The 21,698-nt window shown below is 59.0% G+C and carries 21 protein-coding genes; all 21 read right to left on the reverse strand.

Annotation, left to right across the window (positions count from 1 at the left end):
- Positions 1-66: 66 nt before the first annotated feature.
- Positions 67-807 (reverse strand): RNA polymerase sigma factor FliA, encoded by a 741-nt coding sequence (gene fliA / locus CAG11_RS07875; protein WP_011060003.1) that lies wholly within the window; start codon positions 805-807, stop codon positions 67-69.
- The gene (gene fleN / locus CAG11_RS07880; RefSeq protein ID WP_016963180.1) at positions 804-1,634 is read right to left on the reverse strand and encodes a flagellar synthesis regulator FleN; all 831 of its coding nucleotides are present in this window, start codon (positions 1,632-1,634) and stop codon (positions 804-806) included. Before fleN ends, fliA begins: the two co-directional genes overlap by 4 nt.
- Positions 1,635-1,752: 118 nt before the next feature.
- On the reverse strand, positions 1,753-3,075 hold the full coding sequence (gene flhF, locus CAG11_RS07885; protein WP_085595850.1) for a flagellar biosynthesis protein FlhF: 1,323 nt from the start codon (positions 3,073-3,075) through the stop codon (positions 1,753-1,755).
- Between the two features lie 11 nt (positions 3,076-3,086).
- Positions 3,087-5,216: a flagellar biosynthesis protein FlhA gene (gene flhA / locus CAG11_RS07890; RefSeq protein ID WP_085595852.1), complete on the reverse strand. Its 2,130-nt coding sequence runs from the start codon at positions 5,214-5,216 to the stop codon at positions 3,087-3,089.
- Between the two features lie 143 nt (positions 5,217-5,359).
- On the reverse strand, positions 5,360-8,878 hold the full coding sequence (locus tag CAG11_RS07895; protein ID WP_085595854.1) for a glycosyltransferase: 3,519 nt from the start codon (positions 8,876-8,878) through the stop codon (positions 5,360-5,362).
- A gap of 85 nt (positions 8,879-8,963) precedes the next feature.
- Complete coding sequence (locus CAG11_RS07900) at positions 8,964-10,199, reverse strand: FkbM family methyltransferase (protein WP_085595856.1); 1,236 nt, start codon at positions 10,197-10,199, stop codon at positions 8,964-8,966.
- 58 nt (positions 10,200-10,257) lie between these two features.
- Positions 10,258-10,878 (reverse strand): acetyltransferase, encoded by a 621-nt coding sequence (locus tag CAG11_RS07905; protein WP_085595858.1) that lies wholly within the window; start codon positions 10,876-10,878, stop codon positions 10,258-10,260.
- On the reverse strand, positions 10,875-12,008 hold the full coding sequence (locus tag CAG11_RS07910; RefSeq protein WP_177409084.1) for an aromatic ring-hydroxylating dioxygenase subunit alpha: 1,134 nt from the start codon (positions 12,006-12,008) through the stop codon (positions 10,875-10,877). Before CAG11_RS07910 ends, CAG11_RS07905 begins: the two co-directional genes overlap by 4 nt.
- A 48-nt stretch (positions 12,009-12,056) precedes the next feature.
- Entirely contained in the window at positions 12,057-12,695 is a 639-nt protein-coding gene (locus tag CAG11_RS07915; protein WP_085595862.1) for an acetyltransferase, read from the reverse strand.
- 16 nt (positions 12,696-12,711) lie between these two features.
- Positions 12,712-13,476 (reverse strand): SDR family NAD(P)-dependent oxidoreductase, encoded by a 765-nt coding sequence (locus tag CAG11_RS07920; RefSeq protein ID WP_085595865.1) that lies wholly within the window; start codon positions 13,474-13,476, stop codon positions 12,712-12,714.
- A 55-nt stretch (positions 13,477-13,531) separates the two neighbouring features.
- Positions 13,532-14,572: a ketoacyl-ACP synthase III gene (locus tag CAG11_RS07925; protein WP_085595867.1), complete on the reverse strand. Its 1,041-nt coding sequence runs from the start codon at positions 14,570-14,572 to the stop codon at positions 13,532-13,534.
- A gap of 5 nt (positions 14,573-14,577) precedes the next feature.
- Positions 14,578-14,799, reverse strand: a complete 222-nt coding sequence (locus tag CAG11_RS07930; protein WP_022643042.1) for an acyl carrier protein — start codon at positions 14,797-14,799, stop codon at positions 14,578-14,580.
- Between the two features lie 87 nt (positions 14,800-14,886).
- Entirely contained in the window at positions 14,887-15,996 is a 1,110-nt protein-coding gene (locus tag CAG11_RS07935) for a DegT/DnrJ/EryC1/StrS aminotransferase family protein (protein WP_085595869.1), read from the reverse strand.
- A 155-nt stretch (positions 15,997-16,151) separates the two neighbouring features.
- Positions 16,152-17,288 carry a flagellar biosynthesis protein FlhB gene (gene flhB, locus CAG11_RS07940; RefSeq protein ID WP_085595871.1) on the reverse strand — a complete coding sequence of 379 codons (1,137 nt, stop codon included), beginning with the start codon at positions 17,286-17,288 and terminating at the stop codon, positions 16,152-16,154.
- A gap of 3 nt (positions 17,289-17,291) precedes the next feature.
- Complete coding sequence (fliR, locus tag CAG11_RS07945; RefSeq protein ID WP_022643039.1) at positions 17,292-18,068, reverse strand: flagellar biosynthetic protein FliR; 777 nt, start codon at positions 18,066-18,068, stop codon at positions 17,292-17,294.
- Between the two features lie 10 nt (positions 18,069-18,078).
- Positions 18,079-18,348, reverse strand: coding sequence for a flagellar biosynthesis protein FliQ (fliQ, locus tag CAG11_RS07950; RefSeq protein WP_022643038.1), 270 nt, complete (start codon positions 18,346-18,348; stop codon positions 18,079-18,081).
- Between the two features lie 24 nt (positions 18,349-18,372).
- Entirely contained in the window at positions 18,373-19,122 is a 750-nt protein-coding gene (gene fliP, locus CAG11_RS07955; RefSeq protein WP_022643037.1) for a flagellar type III secretion system pore protein FliP, read from the reverse strand.
- A complete protein-coding gene (gene fliO, locus CAG11_RS07960) occupies positions 19,122-19,571 on the reverse strand; it encodes a flagellar biosynthetic protein FliO (RefSeq protein WP_085595873.1) in 450 nt (149 codons plus the stop codon). The genes fliP and fliO overlap by 1 nt, the downstream gene beginning before the upstream one ends.
- Positions 19,572-20,033, reverse strand: a complete 462-nt coding sequence (fliN, locus tag CAG11_RS07965; protein ID WP_022643035.1) for a flagellar motor switch protein FliN — start codon at positions 20,031-20,033, stop codon at positions 19,572-19,574.
- Between the two features lie 53 nt (positions 20,034-20,086).
- Positions 20,087-21,055, reverse strand: a complete 969-nt coding sequence (gene fliM, locus CAG11_RS07970; RefSeq protein ID WP_022643034.1) for a flagellar motor switch protein FliM — start codon at positions 21,053-21,055, stop codon at positions 20,087-20,089.
- Between the two features lie 9 nt (positions 21,056-21,064).
- A complete protein-coding gene (fliL, locus tag CAG11_RS07975; protein ID WP_085595875.1) occupies positions 21,065-21,565 on the reverse strand; it encodes a flagellar basal body-associated protein FliL in 501 nt (166 codons plus the stop codon).
- Positions 21,566-21,698 lie beyond the last annotated feature (133 nt).

The following is a 21,698-nucleotide window of genomic DNA, read 5'->3' on the forward strand; positions in this document are numbered from 1 at the left end:
CATACTGCAAAACCGGCAAGGCGCAAGGCCTGACCGGTCTTGGGCGCAGTGTCCCCACACTGCCTGTCAGCGCGCTCGCCACTCCCCCAAACGCCCCCGCAAGCGGGCCGCGCACTGGCTGTGTAACTGGCTGACCCGCGATTCGCTGACCCCCAGGACCTCACCGATTTCCTTGAGGTTCAGCTCTTCGTCGTAGTACAGCGCCAACACCAGTCGCTCGCGCTCCGGCAAATTGGCAATCGCATCCGCCAACGCGGCCTGGAAGCGTTCATCCTCCAGGTCCCGTGACGGCTCGAGATGAGCACTGGCGCCATCCTCGTGCAGCCCTTCATGTTCGCCGTCCTGCAACAGGTCGTCGAAACTGAACAGCCGGCTGCCCAGGGTGTCGTTCAAAATCCCGTAATAATCGTCGAGACTCAATTGAAGTTCGGCCGCAACCTCGTGATCTTTAGCGTCACGACCGGTTTTAGCTTCAATTGCGCGAATGGCATCACTGACCATGCGCGTATTACGGTGCACCGAACGCGGTGCCCAGTCGCCTTTACGAACCTCGTCGAGCATCGCGCCACGGATACGGATACCCGCGTAAGTCTCGAAACTCGCGCCCTTGCTCGCGTCGTACTTGGTCGATACTTCGAGCAAACCGATCATCCCGGCCTGGATCAGGTCCTCTACCTGGACACTGGCCGGCAACCGCGCCAGCAGGTGATAGGCGATACGCTTGACCAGGGGCGCATAGCGCTCGATCAGTTCGTATTGGCTGTCACGCGCCGACTTCTTGTAGAGGTTGTAGCCACTGGCAGTCATAGCACCGGTCCCGCTGTTTGATGCACTAGCCGCTCGACAAAGAATTCCAGGTGCCCGCGTGGGTTAGCCGGCAACGGCCAGGTATCGACTTTCTGTGCGATGGCCTTGAACGCCAATGCACACTTCGAACGAGGAAAGGCTTCATAGACCGCACGCTGCTTTTGCACGGCCTTGCGCACGCTTTCGTCGTAGGGAACTGCGCCGACATATTGTAAGGCCACGTCCAGGAAGCGATCAGTGACCTTGGTCAACTTTGCAAACAGGTTGCGCCCTTCCTGAGGGCTCTGGGCCATGTTGGCCAGGACCCGGAAGCGGTTCATGCCGTAGTCGCGGTTGAGCAGCTTGATCAGCGCGTAGGCGTCGGTGATCGAAGTGGGTTCGTCGCAGACCACCAGCAGCACTTCCTGGGCCGCGCGGACAAAACTGACTACCGAGTCACCAATACCCGCAGCGGTGTCGATCACCAGCACATCGAGGTTGTCGCCGATGTCGCTGAAGGCCTGGATCAGGCCGGCATGCTGGGCGGGGCTCAGGTGCACCATGCTCTGGGTGCCCGAGGCGGCCGGAACGATGCGGATGCCACCCGGCCCCTGGAGCAGCACGTCGCGCAGCTCGCAGCGCCCTTCGATGACATCGGCCAGGGTGCGTTTGGGGGTCAGGCCCAAGAGGACATCGACATTGGCCAATCCCAGGTCGGCATCCAGCAGCAAGACCCGTCGACCGAGCTCAGCCAGAGCCAGGGACAAGTTCACTGACACATTAGTCTTGCCGACGCCACCTTTGCCGCCGGTCACCGCGATCACCTGTACGGGATGCATGCTGCCCATGTTCTTTCTTTACCTTGTCTTACTTAGACGGGGCCACATAACTGGCTGCGTGTTCACCGTGAGAACAATGCCTGGCAGACCATCGATGTAGATACACTGCAATCTATTCATGAGTACCTCAGCCGACTCGCTTGGCCGGGTTGTGGTACAGGTCAGCGAACATATCGGCCATGGCTTCTTCGCTGGGTTCTTCCTGCATCTGCACGCTCACGGCGCGGCTCACCAGTTGGTGCCGACGCGGCAGGTGCAGGTCGTCAGGAATCCGCGGGCCATCGGTCAGATAGGCAACCGGCAATTCATGACTGATGGCCAGGCTCAACACCTCGCCAAGGCTGGCTGTTTCATCCAGTTTAGTCAGGATGCAGCCGGCCAGCCCACAGCGCTTGTAGCTGTGGTAGGCGGCGGTCAGCACCTGCTTCTGGCTGGTGGTGGCCAGCACCAGGTAATTCTTCGCGCGGATCCCGCGGCCGGCCAGGCTTTCAAGCTGCATGCGCAACGCCGGATCGCTGGCCTGCAGGCCGGCGGTATCGATCAGCACCACGCGCTTGCGCAGCAGCGGCTCCAGGGCCTGGGCCAGGGACTGGCCAGGATCGACATGGGTCACCGAGACATTGAGGATCCGCCCCAGGGTCTTGAGCTGCTCCTGGGCACCGATGCGGTAGCTGTCCATGCTCACCAGCGCAATGTTCTGCGCGCCGTACTTGAGCACGTAGCGAGCCGCCAGCTTGGCCAGGGTGGTGGTCTTGCCCATGCCGGCAGGGCCGACCATGGCAATCACCCCGCCCTCTTCCAGGGGCTCGACTTCCGGCGTCAGGATCATTCGCGCCAGGTGCGCCAGCAGCATGCGCCAGGCCTGGCGTGGCTCGTCGATATCGGTGATCAGGGCCAACAGGTCGCGAGCCAGGGGGCCGGACAAGCCGATGCGCTGCAGGCGGCGCCAGAGGTTGGCCTGTTCGGGACGACTGCCCTGCAACTGGCTCCAGGCCAGGGAACCGAGCTGTACTTCCAGCAGCTCGCGCAAGCCGTTGAGCTCGGAGCGCATGGAGTCCAGGGCACGGTTGTCCACCGCCGGCGCGACTGGGGCCGGAGCCGGGCGCGGGCGCTCGGTCAGGGTTGGCTCGATCAAGGGCTCGGCTGCCGTCAACGGCAGGCCGGCGAACAACTGGCGATTGCTGATCGAGGCAGTGTCGCCTTCGCCCCGCAGGCTCAGCTCGGCCTGGGCGGTAACGATCCGCGACTGGGTCTTGCGCAGCTCGTCTTCGAGCTCCATGTTCGGAATCCGTGGCGACAAGGCCGATAACTTGTAATCCAGGGCCGCCGTCAGCTCGACGCCACCGGCGATCCGGCGGTTGCCGATGATGGCAGCCTCGGCCCCCAACTCATCACGAACCAGTTTCATGGCCTGACGCATATCGGCGGCGAAAAAACGCTTAACTTGCATAACCCACTACCTCAGCCGTTGGGCCCTACTGTCGCAACGATGGTCACTTGCTTGTTGTCGGGAATTTCCTGGTACGCCAGCACATGCAAACCCGGGACGGCCAGACGACCGAACCGCGAGAGCATGGCGCGGACCGGACCCGCTACCAACAGAATCACCGGTTGACCTTGCATCTCTTGACGCTGCGCCGCTTCGATCAGCGAACGCTGCAGCTTCTCTGCCATGCTTGGCTCGAGCAGAACGCCTTCTTCCTGGCCTTGTCCTGCCTTCTGCAAACTGCTGAGCAAAATCTGTTCCAACCTTGGCTCCAAGGTGATCACAGGCAGCTCGGACTCAGTACCTACAATGCTTTGGACGATGGCGCGAGACAATCCGACGCGCACCGCAGCAACCAAAGCGGCAGTATCTTGACTCTTAGCGGCATTGTTGGCGATAGCCTCGGCAATGCTGCGGATATCACGCACCGGCACCTGTTCGGCCAACAAGGCTTGCAGCACCTTGAGCAACTGCGAGAGCGAGAGCACGCCCGGCACCAGCTCTTCAGCCAGCTTCGGCGAACTCTTGGCCAGCACCTGCATCAGTTGCTGGACCTCTTCGTGGCCGATCAGTTCGCTGGAGTGCTTGTACAGAATCTGGTTCAAGTGAGTGGCGACCACGGTACTGGCGTCGACCACGGTGTAGCCCAGGGACTGGGCCTGGGGCCGCTGGCTGATCTCGATCCACACCGCCTCCAGGCCGAAGGCTGGATCCCGGGCGGCGATACCATTGAGGGTGCCGTAGACCTGCCCCGGGTTGATCGCCAATTCGCGATCCGGATAGATCTCGGCCTCGGCCAGGATCACGCCCATCAGCGTCAGGCGATAGGCGCTGGGGGCCAGGTCGAGGTTGTCACGGATATGCACGGTGGGCATCAGGAAACCCAGGTCCTGGGACAGCTTCTTGCGCACTCCCTTGATCCGCGCGAGCAGTTGCCCGCCCTGGTTGCGGTCCACCAGGGGAATCAAGCGATAACCCACTTCCAGGCCGATCATGTCGATCGGGGTCACGTCGTCCCAGCCCAGTTCCTTGGTCTCCAGGGCCCGTGCCGGCGAGGGCAGCAGGTCCTGCTGGCGCTGGAGCTCTTCCTCGGCGCGGACCTTGGCCTGGTTCTGCTGGCGCCAGAGCAGGTACGCCGCACCGCCGGCCACCAGGGCCAGGCTGAGGAAAGACACATGGGGCATGCCCGGCACCACGCCCATGACCGCCATCAGCCCGGCGGCCACCGCCAGGGCCTTGGGCGAGGCGAACATCTGCCGGTTGATCTGCTTGCCCATGTCCTCGGAGCCCGAGGCACGGGTGACCATGATCGCCGCCGCGGTGGACAACAGCAGCGAGGGCAGCTGCGCCACCAAACCGTCACCGATGGTCAGCAAGGCATAGACCCGGCCAGCGTCGGCAAAGGTCATGTCGTGCTGGAAGATACCGACCGCCATACCGCCGATCAGGTTGATGAACAAGATCAGCAAGCCGGCGATGGCATCACCGCGGACGAACTTGCTGGCACCGTCCATGGAGCCGTAGAACTCGGCCTCCTGGGCCACTTCGGCGCGGCGCGCCTTGGCCTGGTTCTGGTCGATCAGGCCGGCGTTGAGGTCGGCGTCGATGGCCATCTGCTTGCCGGGCATGGCGTCCAGGGTGAAGCGCGCGCTCACCTCGGAGATCCGCCCGGCACCCTTGGTCACTACCACGAAGTTGATGATCATGAGGATCGCGAAGACCACGATACCCACGACGTAGTTACCGCCGATCACCACCTCGCCGAAGGCCTGGATCACCTTGCCCGCGGCGGCGTGCCCTTCCTGCCCATGGAGCATCACCACCCGGGTCGAGGCCACGTTGAGTGCCAGGCGCAACAAGGTGGCCACCAGCAGGATGGTGGGGAATACCGCGAAATCCAGCGGTCGCAGGGCGTAGACGCAGACCAGCAGGACCACGATCGACAGGGCGATGTTGAACGTGAAGAACACATCCAGCAGGAACGCCGGCACCGGCAGCATCATCATGGCCAGCATGACCAACAACAGCACCGGCACACCCAGATTGCCCCGACCAAGGTCGGCCAGGTTACTGCGAGCCGTGTTGATTAACTGAGTGCGATCCACCGATTTACCCCGTTCCGTAAAGCAAACTTTTGACGCCTGAAGCGGCACAGGGCGGCTACTGCAAAAAGCTCTCCAACTTTTAGTGAATCAACATGCACTACTGGTTTTCAGGCAAGAAATACAAAATAGCTGGGCCGCCGAAGTCAATCCGGCAGCCAGATATTGCGCCAGGCCACCAACCCATCCCGATCGAGCAGCCAATCGCGCCGCACCGCCTCGCGCAACACATCCCCTGCCCGGGCATTGGCTTGCGGGTCGGCCAGATGCGTACGGATGGCTTCGATCCAACTATCGAAACGATTAGGCACCCGAGTCACCGGCAACTCATTACGAAAGCCCGGCAGGTCACTGCAAACCACCGGGAATCCACAAGCCCCGTACTCCAGCAAACGCAAACTGCTCTTGCACTCGTTGAGCAGAGTCTGCTGCAGCGGCGCCACTGCCAGGTCGAGGTTCAACCGGGCTAGAGCAGCCGGATAGAGACTGATCTCGACACCGCGATGCACCTCCTTGACGTAGGGCCGCAGCGTCTGCGGACAAGCCCCCATGAATACCCAATCGACCTCCGCCGCCAGGGCCTGCACCACCTCGCCGATCACCTCCAGGTTGGCCGACTGCCATTCGCCTCCCGCCCAACCGACACGGGGCTTCTCGCCACTACGACGACGGCTGGCCGGCAACACGTCCCCCCAGGCCAGCGGGTCCAGGCGACTCTGGATGACCCGGATGTCCGGGTGCATCCCATGCATGGTTTCTGCCAGCCGGTCAGTGGACACCACCAAGCGATCGACACATCCCAGGGCCTGGCGCAGATAGCGGGCAACGTCCTCGGGCGTCATTCCACGCCCAGCCTCTCCAAGCACCAGGCTGGGCAGGTGATCGTTCAGCTCGAAGACCTTGAAGCTCCGGGAAAAATCTCGCGCCCGGCGCATTGCATTCAGCGACTCTTCACCAACATGGCGCTGGAAGATGATCGAGTCAGGCGTGATCCGCTCCAACTCCGGTGCAGACAGCAACGCCATGGAAACGACCCCATCAATCAGCCCCGCGGCATTCTGCCCCTCCATTGGCTGAATGGCCCGATAGTGCCCACTGGCATAACGATCGGACGGATGGACCAGTACCACAGGCAGCGGACGCCAGACCAATGGCCGCCAACATAACGACGGTTCGGCCAACTGAAAGCCCTTTGGCTGCTCCAGCGAGAAGTTCAGGTTGTAGGCCGGGTCCCGCGCCAACACCGAGAGCCAGCGCTGAGCCAGGGCATCTTCGTCACGAGCCGTCAGGACCTGGGCAGCGCCCTCGCGCATGACCATCGCTCGCGGAGTCCATACCGTCAGATAACCGTGCCCGGCCAAGCGCAGGCATAGATCGATATCCGCACCGGCGCTGGGAAACTGCCCCGAATCAAGACCACCGACGCCGTCGAACAAGGCTTTGCGTACCATCATGCAAGCACCGGAAACAGCACTGCAGTCACGATCCACCACCAGGCTGCCCATGTAGCCAGGCGCATCGGCACCCTGCTGGGCAAATGCCGATACCCCCGCCCCGGGCAGCCCGAGGATCAAACCTGCGTGGGTAACCTCTCCTTCGCCGGATAACATCTTGGCCCCAACCACCGCTACCTCCTGGCGCAGCGCGTGGTTGAGCAAGGCATCGATCCAGCCGCCCTCGAAAATGGCCGCCTGCGCATCCAGGAATAACAGGTACTCCCCGCAAGCCTGCTGCGCCACAAGATTGTTGGCCGTGGAACGATCCACTCGATAAGGCAGATGGAATACGCGGACTCGCTCGGCCGCCATCTCTCCGATTGCCTGCAACCACTGCCGAGCCTCCGGCGACTGACAGGCGTTATCCACGATAAGCAGTTCATATGAGGGATATCGCGAGTGTTCGAGGATGCTGAAAATGCAGCGCTGCAGCGCAGCCAGATCATCGTCGGCCAGCACCAGGATCGATACCAGCGGGCGCGACTGATGCCCATAGTCGATCAGGTAATGGCCCGGCAGGGATGCTTCGATATGCGCTCCGGCATATCCGCGCTGCGCCAGATGCTCGACCAAGGCACGGCGCTCATCGGCATTGTCATGCAGTCGCACGGGGGCACAGCTCAGCAGCAGTTCGGGAATATGACCGAAACCGTCGGCGCCTTCCTGATTGATCATCCGCAGGATCAGTTCGAACTCCAGGGCTTGCCCATAGCGCCCATCAAAACCCCCGGCCCGGATCAGCGCCTGGCGCCTGAAGATCCAATGACGAGCCATGATCCCAGGGCAACTCAGCAAATAGTCCAGATTGAAGTCGGGGCGCAACATCACCCCTGCCTCACCCTTGCCATCGCTCTGTACACCGTCACAAAAAACCGCTCGGCAATCGGGATTGGGCAAGAGCTCCAGGCTGGCGATCATCAGGCCGCCCGTAGTGAACTCATCACCCGCCTCAACCAGCAGGCACCACTCGCAATTCACCTCTTCCAGCAACCGGTTGATCTGGCCGGCGTAGTCACTCTCAAGCACAGAAAACTGCAGCGCCATGTCATGCGCAGCGGGATCGAGCAGTGGCGGTGCGACCACCAGCACCTGCAGCCGAACAGCCTGATATTGCACGGACAAGCTGCGCAGAGTGCGCCCCAGGGCCTCAGGATCACCCAGACGATCCAGGACGACGATACCGATCGACGGGCTGCCTGCACCGCAGCGCAGGTATTGGTCAATCAAGTGCAACTGCGCGGAACTGGGCACACGCTGGCCAATCCAGTTGGCTATCTGCCGATCAGAGATCCCCTTGGCATGGCTCTGGCGCAACGCCGCGAGGATATCCAGCTTTTCGAACCCCGCAGCGCCATGCAAGGCACGAACACCAACCAGCTGATTGTCAGGCCGCCCCAGGTGCCACCCCAGCTCGCGCAAGGTGCGCTTGAAATCCGCATGTCCCTGATTGCCGATGCCCGGTTTGTCACGCCCCTGCTGGCTACCCTGGTCCAGGGAGACGCGGAAATCGGCCAGCGGCGCCTTGAGCATGGCCAGGTCGCCTTTCTGCAGGAGCTTCACATACATGGCCAGGTCGCCAACCCAATAGATGAGGCAGCCATTGAGCGACATCAAGTCGTCACCGAGGGCCAGCAGGTCTTCACGGCGACACAGCACGCAGCTGGGCTCGCCAATGAAATTGAGGCTGTGATCCGCCAGCAGGCTGGTCAGCTCCCGACCATCGATGACCACATCGGTGGCAAAGGGCAGCGACGTGGCCAGGGCATCCGGCAGCACCTGGCCTGCGGAGTCGATCAGGCGCCGGCGCGAAGAAGCGATGGAAATAGAGGGATCGGCTTCCATGGCTGCAACCAGTTCCGCGACACACTCAGGGTGCAGCACATCATCGTCATGCAGGAACTTGATGTATTTGCCACGGGCAATCTTTATACATTCGATGGCATTGAATAGTTCACCACGCTGCTGGTCGTTGAACTCATAACGAATGACCACGGAAGACAATTGCTGATAACGAGCCGTGCATTCACGAATGATATCGGTGCGCGAATCATCACAGATCACCACCTCCAGGCATTCGTAACTTTGCGCACAAGCACTAGCCAGTGCTACTTCGAAGTATTCCGCCTTGTAAGCCGGGATGACCACACTGACCAGTGGTTTTTCGCTCATGTGAATCTCTTTTCCTGTTTATCTCGACAACTTTTCTCGCCACCTCGCTCACACCCACCTTGACCCGGTTCGTGCGAGTTCAGACTCAATAGAAATAGAGGCAAGTATCCCAACGCTCCTCGGTGTGATGCCGAAGCCCGATCTTGTAATCTGCGCGCAGGCTTTGCACATAACGAGTGATTTCAAGCAAGTCGCAAGCACGGTGATAAGCGGAAATAGCCAATTTGGGACGCGCATGACTGATATGCCCACACGCCCCTTGGAGCGCCTGCAACTCTGCCCCCTCGATATCCATCTTGATCAGCGTCGGGCTGTCATCCAGCAATGCATCCAACCGACGGACCTGCACATCCCGGCAGATTGCCTGGTCGGTCGCCGAGGCCAGGAGATGGCCACCATGCCCCCCTTCATGCAAGAACGGCATCTGCCCATCTTCATTACTCACGGCACAACCCAACAGCTCGATCACACCTGACCCGGGCAGCGCGAGAGTATCGTTATAACCCTGGATAAATGACCGGATGGTGGCTTGATTGACCTCATCCGGTTCAATCATCCAGATCTTCTGGAAGCGTCCGTCAGTCGCATCGAGAAAGGCCTTGGCCGACTCGGCAATCGAAGCTCCGCAGTCGGCGAATCGCTCGTTTTGACCCGGCTGCCATAAACCAGAACGGAAATACAGGGTCAGGTAGGGTTTGGCCGCATTGAGTATCCACTCGGGATCGCAAGTCAGATGCGCAAGCAAGACGCTGAACAGGGTGAAACGTGAATAGTCATCATCAAGACGCTTGCCGAGAGCGAAGAACTCTTGAGCATGAGCAACGATATAAGCACCCCAATCATCAATACGGTGATCGCTTGCAGGCCCCTTGAAGAACAACCGCAGAGCCTGCTCGAAATTGAGCATTGGAATAGCGTTGCGCAGAGCCAGGCTCTTGAAATAGCGCCGGGAATAATCGTATCGACAACCGTTGATGCTGATCAGCGCGGTGTCGCGAGCCAACTTGAGAAAGGCATCCGAGCTGATCACCGGTACACCATGGAAACTCTCCATCTTGCCGGCCTTGAAATCATCGACCACTGCAACGATCCGCACCTTGCCGGCAGCCTCGTTGATGAAAAGCTGGGAAAACTGAGTCGTACCCAGTAGCACGACTTTTGTATCAGCCCCACTTGCATCGTAGACATGACAGGCCTCTGGCGCGATGCAGAAGCGTGGATCCTGTTGGTATGCAACGACCGCCTGTTGAAAAATGGCGATCAGATTTTCATGGTTACCAGCAACTTCCAGTCTTTTAATACCAGCATAATTACTTGGCATATAAACTCCAAAACTGCCTGTCCCATGGCTGGGATCAGGTCAGCTAAATAGTAAAAACTCAGTTCTTCAGAATTCTGGCGCCATCGGGCATCAGAGCATCATAAAAGGACTTGTCAGGAAGAACTTCCGGTAACTTTCCACCCAACAACCATTCACAGTGGCGACCGATCTTGGTGCCCGCCAGCGCTAAGCTTCCAACCCCCAACGTGGTCCCTTTGCCAACTTCCGCCCCGCGCCCCAGGGTTACTCCCGCCAATAAAGTCACGCAGGCCCCCAACTTCACGGAGCAATCGAGGATCACTTGACGATCGAGCCAGCAGCCAAGCCCAAGCACAGAACCAGCAGCCAAGTTGCAGCCTGCCCCGATATAGACGCTGCCCTGCAGTACCGCGCTGTCATCGATGATGGCCTGAGGGGAAACAAGATTGAACAGGCGATAACCTGCCAGGCGAACCTGGGCAATAAGCTTGTGCCGAGAATAATTGACCGCTCGTTCATCGAGCGCCACGAACACTTCGAAATCCTCGGCCGGATACTGGCCGATGAAGTCATCCAGTTGAAAGTTGTAGCGATCAGCCGAGGTCAGGCAGTGCTGCACATGGGGCAACTCCAACTCGGTCGCTATCTGGCAAGCATGTTCGAAGGCCCAGCCCTCCCCCATCACTATATGGCGAGTCATGGCTGCTCTCCCAGGACATGCGTGCGATACCACAGATGCTGTTGCACGATATGAGCTTCATACTCGCCATGCATGAAGCGCCCAGAGTGCTCGCCCATCCCTTCCTGTAAGCGCTCAAGTACAAGGGTATCTTCAGCAATCACTTTGCGCTCACCTCTAATCAAGGTTGAAAGCAGCGCAGTGAAATCAGTGCGTTCATCCTTGCGTGCGGCAGTCATCATCCATAAATGGTAATCAGTGACCCCTGGCGATACAGGATCATACTGCTGAAGAAGAAAGTGATCGCCCTTGAGGCTGCAGAAATTAACATTTGGATAAATAAACCAATTGTAATAAGCATGCTCATCTCCATACTTATTACACAATTTTGAAAACCAGTTCTCATAAGGCTTGACCATTACCTTGGTGCTGTAGCTCAACGAATCGAGCTCAGGAGATTCAGCAGCGGAAATCAGCCTGATGACTTCCGAATCTCCCTCTGCATCAACTACCGGAAGTTCCTTTACCATCTGACTCATGACAGGCATGAAGGTTTGCGGATGAATGAAAGGAACGTGGTTGTAATCCTTCACATTCTCCATGTTCAACTTCCAGTTATACCGAACCTGATGACAGCTGTAGATGACCTGCGAATCAAGATGAGAGGAGACGTCTTGCAACTCCTGGATAAACTCTTCAGTAAATTGCTCATTCAGCGCAATAGGTGTCTCTGCAAGGTTCACAAACAATAACTGGCCAACTTCCTCGAGATGAAGCTTTCTCAGGCAGATTTTTTCTCGCTCGGCAGCACTGAACTGGTAAAGGCTATGATTAGGCATGCCACGCAGCTCACCCTCGGCACCAAACGACCAGGCATGGTAGGGGCAGACCATCGGGCGCTTACCAGTATTTTCGGTCTGGATAGGCGACAGCCGATGCGGGCACTCATTGATAAAGGCCCGGACACCAGCTTCAGTTCTCTGAACAAGGATTGGCACGCCCGCCACCTTGCGAGTGAAGAACTGATTACGCTCACGCACCATCGAGGTGAACCCGACAAAAGTCCAAAGCGCACCAAACAAATTGGCACGTTCAAGAGAAAGGGTTTGCGAAGAGGTGTAATGACTTACATCCAAAGCATGACGCGACATAGAACGTATCCGCAAAAATGACCGGGCAGCGGGATGAAAACCCTGCCTTCAACCTGACTTGGTGAAAATGACTCGAGCAGGATTACCTACCACCGTCGCACCGGGAGGAACATCCTTGAAAACAACAGCTCCCATACCAATCACGGCCCCATCTCCGATGCTGACTCCGCGGGAAACCATGGCTCCCGAGTTGATGACGACACCGTTGCCGACCTTGACGTAGCCGGCCAGCAAGCAACGAGGAGCGATATGTACATAATCGCCAATCACCACATCGTGACCGATCATGCTGTCTTGATCGATAAAGCAGTAGTTACCGATCTGACTATCGACGCCGCAACTTACGTCATATCCGAAAAACGTTGGCCCCCAGACTGATCTCACTCCCAAGAGGCAACGCGTACGGACATCTGTAAATTTCGCACCTTTTTCAACAAGCGGCTTCACCTGCTTTTGCCTGCTGGTTGGATCGCCGATTGCCACTACAAACAGATGATGGGGCTCAGGCTGAAAACTCTCGGGATGGCCTAGCCAAGGACAATTAAGAATCTCAGAAACAACTTCGGGTCCACGCTCGTCCAGAAAGCCGCCGATGGACCAATGAATACCATAGGCAGGATCAACCTCTACCTGCGCCAGCACCTGACGCCCAAGCCCGCCGGCTCCCAATATGATGACTTGCTTCATGGTTACTCCCTGCAACCTAGTTAAGGGTCAAGCCACCATCCATCACCAGTGTTGAACCGGTGATCCAACGACTGGCACCGGAAATCATGAAAATCGCCGCATTTGCCACATCTTCTGGCCTACCAAAGCCCAGCGGGTGCGCATCCATCTGCTCTTGGATAGGGATCATTTTTGCAGCCGAATCCAAGAGGGGCGTCTCTACCATTGAAGGCGACAGGCAATTGACTCGAATACGGCGGTTGATCACCTCCATGGCAAGACAGCGGGACATGGCAATCAAAGCCGCTTTGGTACCGGAGTATCCACCTACACCTGCTACACCAATATGAGCAGCAATAGACGCTAGAAACAGAATCGAACCGTCGACCGCAATAAGGCTGCGCTTCAAGATGGCTTGAGTCAGCAACAGCGGAGCCTCTACGTTGGTACCGTGCAGAAGCCGAAGATGAGTTTCAGTCATCATACGTGTCGGGCACAGACGAGAAATGCCAGCACTGTGCACCAAGCCATGAATTTCCGAACCAAGGGCTGCAACAACAGCGTTGCGCTCCTCTGCAATCGTCAGATCAGCCAAGATCATCTGATGAGGCAGATCCGAAATGCTCAGCAACTCTTCAAAAGTCTTGGTCAGACGCTCACGATCACGTGCCGTTACAATGACCTCGGCCCCCATGCGCGCGAAACTCAGCGCGATAGCCTGTCCCAGCCCCGAACTAGCCCCGGTCACCAGGACACGCTTACCCTTTAGACTAAAGGGATTAAAACCGTTGTCAGCATTCACAGTGCTGTCCTCCGAAGAAAATATATGGGTGTTGGGAGGCAACCCTCCCACCCCATCAGGACTCGATCAGGTCTGGGAACTTCGCGCCCTGGATATCCACCAGGCAAGTTCCCCAGGACAGGCCTATGCCAAATCCGGACAGCAGCAGACGCTTGGTTCCTTCCTCAAGCTGCTTGTTGATTCGCGCCGTCATGGTGACCGGCACCGAAGCACCACTGGTATTACCAAAGTCGCGCAGAGTCGAAGGTACTTTCTCGACTGGAAGCCCCAACTTCTTACGAATGGTTTCATTGATCATGCGGTTGGCCTGGTGAAAGATGAAGTAGTCGACTTCATCTTTCGAAGCATTGGCGTACTCCAGCAACTTCTCTACGGCAGGCGGAACCCGCTGGGTCGAGAAGCTCAACACCGCAGTGCCGTCCAACTGCAGATCGATCGCTCGATGCCAATGATCGTTCTCATTCTCGCGGAATGGCACCAGATGCTGGATATCGACCGGCTCGCGGTGGCCTCCGACCGGCAGGATGATCGCCTTGTGGCCGCTGCCGTCACTGTTCAAGTCGAAGTACATGGGCGGAGCATCGGCGCAATACTCCATTGCCGTCGCCGTCCCCGCATCGGAAAAGATCGGGTCATCCAACCGCGCGCCGCTATCCCCCACCAGCACCAGGCCCTTCTTGATTCCGCCGGCATTGATGAGCGAGCCCAGCAGGTGCAAGCCGAACGGATATCCGGAGCAACCCAGGTTGACGTCAAAAGCCAGGGTCGTCTGGGGTAGCCCCAAACGATCCTGAAGAATGATGGCCGTGGCCGGAGCCAGGTAATCGGGGGACTGGGTCACCACGATCAGGGCATCGATTTCCTCGCGTTTCCATTCCAGGCTTTCGATCAACCCGACGGCGGCATCGAAGGCCAGGTCGGAAAAGCACTGCCACTCCGGCGTGAGCCTGCGCAATTCGATGCCGATATTGCGTACCAGCCTTTCGCGTTCTGGACGGATCTGCGGCTTGCAATCGGTCAGATTGGAAACAACTCGTTTGGGAACGCAAGTTGCCATACCGGCAAAGCGCACAGAGTTCAACGTAACGAGTGGCATGAGGCTTACCCTACCAAGTTATAAAGATCACCAATGGTAACGGCCTTTTCCAGGTCGTCGCCGGTAATCACTTTCTTGTACTCCATATCGAACATGACAATCACGCCCAGGGCCGCTAGCGAGTCCCACTCTGGCAAGTTCCGCAGCTCGGTCGCCATGGTGACTTCAACCGGCTCTTGGAAATCGGTGGCAGAAAGAAAATTTTCGATAAATGCTTCTTGGCTCATAGCAACCTCTTGATCTAATTAAACTTGCAACGCAAGTCTCATAAAGCATCGCCTTCTTGGCGAAAATACTGCTCCAATAATGCTCAATCAGTTGCCCGAACGAATCACCGCGATGATTCGTTGAAGGTCCTCCACTTCCAGTTCTGGATACATGGGCAGGCAAATGACTCTTTCAGCGACGGCCTCGGCATTGGCCAATGGATGGCGATGCAGCCCTTCCATTCCCTCGTAGACCGCCATTTGCGTGATCAACGGATAAAAATAACGTCGGGCGAATATGTTGTGCTCTTGCAGCAATCCGTAAAGTTCATCGCGACTCAATCCGTATTCCGGCTCGATGGCGATTGGAAAGTAGGCATAGTTCGGCACCAGGGCTGCCGGAATCGGCTCCAGGCTAATACCGCGGATACCTTGCAACTGAGAACGATAGAAGATGTCGATAGCCTTGCGCTGCTGCAACGCTTTGTCGATATGCTGCAATTGCAGAAGCCCGAATGCTGCATTGACCTCGCTCATCTTGCCGTTGATGCCACAGGTCACCACCGTGACCTCATCGACAAAACCAAAATTGCGCAATTGATCGATATGCAACTTGGTCTGCGCATCCGGACTGATGATTGCACCTCCCTCGAAGGTATTGAATACCTTGGTGGCATGCAGGCTCAGGACACTCAGGTCGCCATGGCGCAATATGCTGCCGCCGGCGTCTTCGACGCCAAAGGCATGCGCCCCATCAAAAATCACCTTCAGCCCATGTCTATCGGCAATGGCCTGAATGGCCTCCACCTCGCATGGGTTGCCATAACAATGCACCGGCATGATAGCCGTGGTCTGGGGCGTAATTGCCTGCTCGATCTTGCTGACATCGATGTTGTAGGTCCGTGGATCGATATCGACGAATACTGGAGTCAGGCGATTCCAGACCAAGGCATGGGCGGTAGCGACAAATGAATAAGGCGTGGTAATTACTTCACCTTTCACATGCAGTGCTTGCAAGGCTGTAATCAGCGCCAGGGTACCGTTGGCAAACAACGACAGATGTCCAACGCCCAAGTAACGGGCCAATGCCTGCTCCAACTCCTGATGGAAAGGGCCACAGTTGGTCAGTCGCTTGTTTTTCCAGATTTGCTCCAGATAAGGAACAAATTCCTCCAAAGGCGGCAGCAATGGACTGGTGACAGTAATTATTTTTTCCATGGCCTATCAGCTCTGAGCAGCTCGAACATCCCAAAGAACAAAGTCAATCCAGCTACTGGCTTTCAGATTGAATCTGCCCAGTCAAAAAATTAACCCTTTGCAAACCCTGGGCTGGTCCAAGCAATAATCCAGCCAACAGCCTGGCTGGATGATGATTAGTTATCGCGCCGCAAATCCGCGGGGATCTGCGGGTCCTTGAGCGGTTCCGGGCGCTTGCCCTTGCCCGCGCGGTATTGGCGGATCTGGTAGACGTAGGCCAGTACCTGGGCCACCGCCAGGTACAAGCCGGCCGGAATCTCTTCCTCAAGCTCAGTGGAGTAGTAGATCGACCGCGCCAGGGCCGGCGACTGCAGCAGCATGATCTCGTGGGCGGTGGCGATCTCGCGGATCTGCTGCGCCAGGAAGTCGGTACCCTTGGCCAGCAGCACCGGCGCCCCGCCCTTTTCGGCGTCGTACTTGAGCGCCACGGCGTAGTGGGTCGGGTTGGTAATGACCACGTCGGCCTCCGGGATCGCCGCCATCATCCGCCGCTGGGACATCTCGCGCTGCACCTGGCGAATCCGCTGCTTGACCTCCGGACGTCCTTCCTGGTCCTTGTGCTCGTCGCGCACTTCCTGCTTGGTCATCAGCAGCTTCTTATGGGCCTGGTACAACTGCACCGGCACATCCACTGCGGCGATCAGGATCAGCCCGCAGGCCATCCACAAGGTACTCCAGCCCACCAACTGGACACTGTGGATGATCGCCAGCTCCATGGGTTCATGGGCGATGCGCAGCAGATCGTCGATATCCGCGGATAGCACCGACAGCGCCACGAACAGCACCAGGCTGAACTTGGCCAGGGCCTTGAGCAATTCGATCACGGCCGTCGAGGAAAACATCCGTTTCAGTCCGTTGGCCGGGTTCATGCGGCTGAACTTCGGCGCCAGGCTCTTGCCGGCGAACAGCCAGCCCCCGAGGGAGATCGGCCCGATGATGGCCGCCAGCAGCAGGGTCAGCAGCACGGGTTGCACCGCCAGGATGGCGATCTTGCCCGAATGCAACAGATACAGGCCCATGGCTTGCGGGCTGAGCAGCACCTCGCGCGGCAGGGAGAAGTTCAGGCGCATGATTTCCAGGAGGTTCTGCGCCAGGTTCGCGCCGAACACCAGCAACCCACCGGCCCCGGCCAGCATGATGGCCAGGGTGTTGAGTTCCTTGGAACGAGCGATCTCGCCCTTTTCCCGGGAGTCCTTCTTGCGTTTCTCCGTGGGGTCTTCTGTCTTGTCCTGACCGCTCTCGCTCTCAGCCATGGCTCAACGGGCCCTCGCCAATTCGCGCAAGAACTGCAAGGCCTCGGAGGCCAGCGGTTGATACTGGTTGAGGATGTCGGCCAGGCTGATCCAGACGATACCCATGCCTAGCACCAGGGTCAGCGGGAAGCCGATGGAGAAGATGTTCAACTGCGGCGCCGCCCGGGTCATGACGCCGAAGGCGATGTTGACCACCAGCAGCGCGGTGATCGCCGGCAGCACCAGCAAGAGCGCCGCCCCCAGGACCCAGCCCAGCTTGCCCGCCAGGTCCCAGTAGTGGTTGACCATCAGGCCGCCACCGACCGGCAAGGTGGTGAAGCTCTCGGTCAGCACCTCGAACACCACCAGATGGCCGTTCATGGCCAGGAACAACAGGGTGACGAGCATGGTGAAGAACTGCCCGATCACCGCCACCGAGACCCCGTTGGTGGGATCGACCATGGAAGCGAAGCCCATGCCCATCTGGATCGCCACGATCTGCCCGGCAACCACGAAGGCCTGGAAAAACAACTGCAACGAGAACCCCAGCACCGCGCCGACCAGGATCTGCTCGGCCACCAGCAGCAAGGCGCTGAGGTCCAGGGCGTGCACTTCAGGCATGGGCGGCAGCGCCGGGGCGATCACCACGGTGATCGCCAGGGCGAAATACAGGCGCACCCGCCGCGGCACCAGGGTGGTACCGAAGATCGGCATCACCATCAGCAACGAGGTGACGCGAAACAGCGGCAGCATGAAGCTCGCCACCCAACTGCCGATCTGGGTATCGGTCAGCGCCAGCAATGACACGGGCTCAGCCAATCAACTGCGGAATACTGCCGTACAACTGGCGGATGTATTCCATGAAGGTTTGCACCAGCCAGGGGCCGGCGACGATCAGCGTCACCAGCATCACCAGCAAGCGCGGCAGGAAGCTCAGGGTCTGCTCGTTGATCTGCGTGGCCGCCTGGAACATGGCCACGATCAAGCCCACCAGCAGGCTGGGCACCACCAGCACGGCGACCATCATGGTGGTCAACCACAGGGCTTCGCGAAACAGGTCTACCGCGACTTCAGGAGTCATAGTCGATCACCCGCAAACAAGGTTCTAGACACCGCCGAAACTGCCGGCCAGGGTGCCGATGATCAAGGCCCAGCCATCCACCAGGACGAACAGCATGATCTTGAACGGCAGGGAAATGATCAGCGGCGACAGCATCATCATGCCCATGGCCATCAGCACACTGGCCACCACCAGGTCGATGATCAGGAACGGGATGAAGATCATGAAGCCGATCTGGAACGCCGTCTTGAGCTCCGAGGTGACGAAGGCCGGGACCAGGATGGTCAGCGGCGCCTGGTCGGGGCTGGCGATGTCGGTCCGCTTGGACAGGCGCACGAACAACTCCAGGTCGCTGCTGCGCGTCTGCGCCAGCATGAAGTCCTTGATCGGCACCTCGGCCTTGGCCACCGCATCCTGGGCGGTGATCTTCTCCGCAAGGTAAGGCTGCAGCGCGTCCTGGTTCACCCGGTCGAACACCGGGGCCATGATGAACATGGTGAGGAACAGCGCCATGCCGGTGAGGATCTGGTTCGACGGCGTCTGCTGCAGGCCCAGGGCCTGGCGCAGGATCGAGAAGACGATGATGATCCGGGTGAAGCTGGTCATCAGCATGACGAACGCCGGGATGAAGCTCAGCGCGGTCATGATCAGCAGGATCTGCAGGCTGACCGAGTACTCCTGCTGGCCATCGGCATTGGTGCCGAGGGTGATCGCCGGGATCGACAACGGATCGGCCGCCAGCGCCAGCGGCGCAGCCAGCATCAGGGCCAACATCAAGATGATGCGCAACGGCATTACTTCCTATCCTTCTGGTCCTTGCCCAACAGCTCCATCAGGCGCTGGGCGAACTCGGGCGTCGCCTGCTCGGCATTGGGCACCTGCACCGGCTCCTTGAGCACATGCAACGGGGTGATGGTGCCCGGGCTCAGACCCAGGAGAATCTGCTCCTTGCCCACCTGCACCAGCACCAGGCGGTCGCGCGGCCCGAGGACCCGGGAACCGATCAGCTCGATCACCTGGCCCTTGCCGGCAGGACCGGCCTGCTGCACGCGGCGCAACAACCAGGCGAGGAAAAAGATCAGCCCGATCACCAGCAGCAGGCCCAGCAACAGCTGGGCCAACTGCCCGCCAAGACTACCCACCGCCGGGGCCGCGGCCGTCGCGGCGGCCCCGGCACTGGCCACCGGTTCTGCGGCCAGGGCACTCAGCGGCAAGCCAAGCAGTACGCCAAGCAGCTTGTTCACTTAGCGCAGCTTCTTGATGCGTTCGCTGGGACTGATCACGTCAGTCAGGCGAATGCCGAACTTCTCGTTGACCACTACCACCTCGCCGTGGGCGATCAAGGTGCCGTTGACCAGCACATCCAGCGGTTCGCCGGCCAGGCGATCGAGCTCGATCACCGAACCCTGGTTGAGCTGCAGCAGGTTGCGGATGTTGATATCGGTACTGCCCACTTCCATGGAGATCGACACCGGGATATCGAGGATCACATCCAGGTTCGGCCCTTCAAGACTCACCGGCTCGTGGCTCTTGGGCACACTGGCGAACTCTTCCATCTGCAAGCGGCCACTGGCCGAGGCGGCACCGGCATCGGCAGCCAGCAAGGCGTCGATATCGGCCTGGCCGGCATCACCGGTTTCTTCCAGCGCAGCAGCCCATTCGTCGGCCAGCGCCTGGTCGTCCTGGGGGTTAATTTCGTCAGCCATCTTGGGTCCTCGACGGGCAAAAATTCATTGAACAGCAAACAGGTTGGAGCGCCTCAACGGCGCTCGATCGCTTCGATCACTTGCAACGCCAGGTTGCCCTTATGGGAGCCCAGCTTGACCTTGAACGACGGTACGCCATTGGCACGCATGATCATGTCTTCCGGCAGCTCCACCGGAATCACATCGCCAGGCTGCATGTGCAGGATGTCCCGCAGGCGCAACTGGCGACGGGCGACCGTGGCACTGAGCGGCACCGCCACATCCAGCACGTCCTCGCGCAGCGCCTTGCTCCAGCGCTCGTCCTGGTCGTCCAGGTCGGATTGGAAACCGGCATCGAGCATTTCCCGGATCGGCTCGATCATCGAGTACGGCATGGTCACGTGCAGGTCGCCGCCACCGCCATCGAGCTCGATATGGAAGGTCGAGACCACCACCGCCTCGCTGGGGCCGACGATGTTGGCCATGGCCGGGTTCACTTCGGAGTTTATGTACTCGAAGTTGACCGGCATGATCGCCTGCCAGGCTTCCTTGAGGTCGACGAAGGCCTGCTCCAGCACCATGCGCACCACTCGCAGCTCGGTGGGGGTGAACTCACGCCCTTCGATCTTCGCGTGGCGACCATCGCCGCCGAAGAAGTTGTCCACCAGCTTGAACACCAACTTGGCGTCGAGAATGAACAGCGCCGTACCGCGCAGCGGCTTGATCTTCACCAGGTTCAAGCTGGTGGGGACGTACAGCGAATGCACGTACTCGCCGAACTTCATCACTTGCACACCACCCACCGCCACATCGGCGGAGCGACGCAGCATGTTGAACATGCTGATCCGGGTGTAGCGGGCGAAACGCTCGTTGATCATCTCCAGGGTCGGCATGCGTCCACGGACGATGCGATCCTGGCTGGTCAGGTCGTAGCTTTTGACACTACCGGGTTCGGCAGCGTGTTCGGTCTGTACCAGACCGTCGTCGACGCCATGCAACAGCGCGTCGATCTCATCCTGGGACAGCAGGTCCTGCACGGCCATGTCGTGTTCCTACTGCAATACGAAGTTAGTAAAGAGCAACTGCTCGACCACTACCTTGCCCACTTCTTTCTGGGCCACTTCCTGGACGCTGGCGGTGGCTTTCTGACGGAGCATTTCCTGGCCGACCGGGGTCGCCAGGGTGTCGAAATTCTGCGCGGAGAACAGCATCACCAGGTTGTTGCGGATCACCGGCATATGCACTTTCAGTGCGTCCAGGTCCGCTTGGCTGCGCGCCAGCATGGTGATGCTCACCTGCATGTAGCGCTGCCGGCCATTCTGTGTGTAGTTGGCGACGAAGGCCGGGGCCATGGGCTCGAAGATCGCCGCGGGCTTGACGTTGGTAGCGGTTTGCGCAGCCGGGTCGGGCTTGCTCTGGGCACTGTGCATGAAATACCAGGTCGCACCGACCGACAGGCCGATGGCCAGCAACAACGCCAGGACAATCAACAGGATAAGCTTGAGTTTGCTTTTCCCTGCGGTGGGTTTTTCTGCTGCTTCGCTCTTCGCCATGCCAATAATCCGTCACTATTCGGGGGTTCACAGTCGCACGGCAAGGCAAGAGCAAGTGTTATGCCAGATTTGTCAGGAATGACAGGAGAAAGCAGGCACGGGAGTGTCCTGCGAAGTTGACCAGCCGGGCAGC

Source organism: Pseudomonas sp. B6(2017) (assembly GCF_002112765.1).
Taxonomy (GTDB): domain Bacteria; phylum Pseudomonadota; class Gammaproteobacteria; order Pseudomonadales; family Pseudomonadaceae; genus Aquipseudomonas; species Aquipseudomonas piscis.

What these genes read in the sequence shown, in the direction of transcription:
- fliA (WP_011060003.1), bottom strand. Translation starts at nt 807, where the DNA reads ATGACTGCCAGTGGCTACAACCTCTACAAGAAGTCGGCGCGTGACAGC.
- fleN (WP_016963180.1), bottom strand. Translation starts at nt 1,634, where the DNA reads ATGGGCAGCATGCATCCCGTACAGGTGATCGCGGTGACCGGCGGCAAA.
- flhF (WP_085595850.1), bottom strand. Translation starts at nt 3,075, where the DNA reads ATGCAAGTTAAGCGTTTTTTCGCCGCCGATATGCGTCAGGCCATGAAA.
- CAG11_RS07895 (WP_085595854.1), bottom strand. Translation starts at nt 8,878, where the DNA reads ATGAGCGAAAAACCACTGGTCAGTGTGGTCATCCCGGCTTACAAGGCG.
- CAG11_RS07900 (WP_085595856.1), bottom strand. Translation starts at nt 10,199, where the DNA reads ATGCCAAGTAATTATGCTGGTATTAAAAGACTGGAAGTTGCTGGTAAC.
- CAG11_RS07905 (WP_085595858.1), bottom strand. Translation starts at nt 10,878, where the DNA reads ATGACTCGCCATATAGTGATGGGGGAGGGCTGGGCCTTCGAACATGCT.
- CAG11_RS07910 (WP_177409084.1), bottom strand. Translation starts at nt 12,008, where the DNA reads ATGTCGCGTCATGCTTTGGATGTAAGTCATTACACCTCTTCGCAAACC.
- CAG11_RS07915 (WP_085595862.1), bottom strand. Translation starts at nt 12,695, where the DNA reads ATGAAGCAAGTCATCATATTGGGAGCCGGCGGGCTTGGGCGTCAGGTG.
- CAG11_RS07925 (WP_085595867.1), bottom strand. Translation starts at nt 14,572, where the DNA reads ATGCCACTCGTTACGTTGAACTCTGTGCGCTTTGCCGGTATGGCAACT.
- CAG11_RS07930 (WP_022643042.1), bottom strand. Translation starts at nt 14,799, where the DNA reads ATGAGCCAAGAAGCATTTATCGAAAATTTTCTTTCTGCCACCGATTTC.
- CAG11_RS07935 (WP_085595869.1), bottom strand. Translation starts at nt 15,996, where the DNA reads ATGGAAAAAATAATTACTGTCACCAGTCCATTGCTGCCGCCTTTGGAG.
- flhB (WP_085595871.1), bottom strand. Translation starts at nt 17,288, where the DNA reads ATGGCTGAGAGCGAGAGCGGTCAGGACAAGACAGAAGACCCCACGGAG.
- fliQ (WP_022643038.1), bottom strand. Translation starts at nt 18,348, where the DNA reads ATGACTCCTGAAGTCGCGGTAGACCTGTTTCGCGAAGCCCTGTGGTTG.
- fliP (WP_022643037.1), bottom strand. Translation starts at nt 19,122, where the DNA reads ATGCCGTTGCGCATCATCTTGATGTTGGCCCTGATGCTGGCTGCGCCG.
- fliN (WP_022643035.1), bottom strand. Translation starts at nt 20,033, where the DNA reads ATGGCTGACGAAATTAACCCCCAGGACGACCAGGCGCTGGCCGACGAA.
- fliM (WP_022643034.1), bottom strand. Translation starts at nt 21,055, where the DNA reads ATGGCCGTGCAGGACCTGCTGTCCCAGGATGAGATCGACGCGCTGTTG.
- fliL (WP_085595875.1), bottom strand. Translation starts at nt 21,565, where the DNA reads ATGGCGAAGAGCGAAGCAGCAGAAAAACCCACCGCAGGGAAAAGCAAA.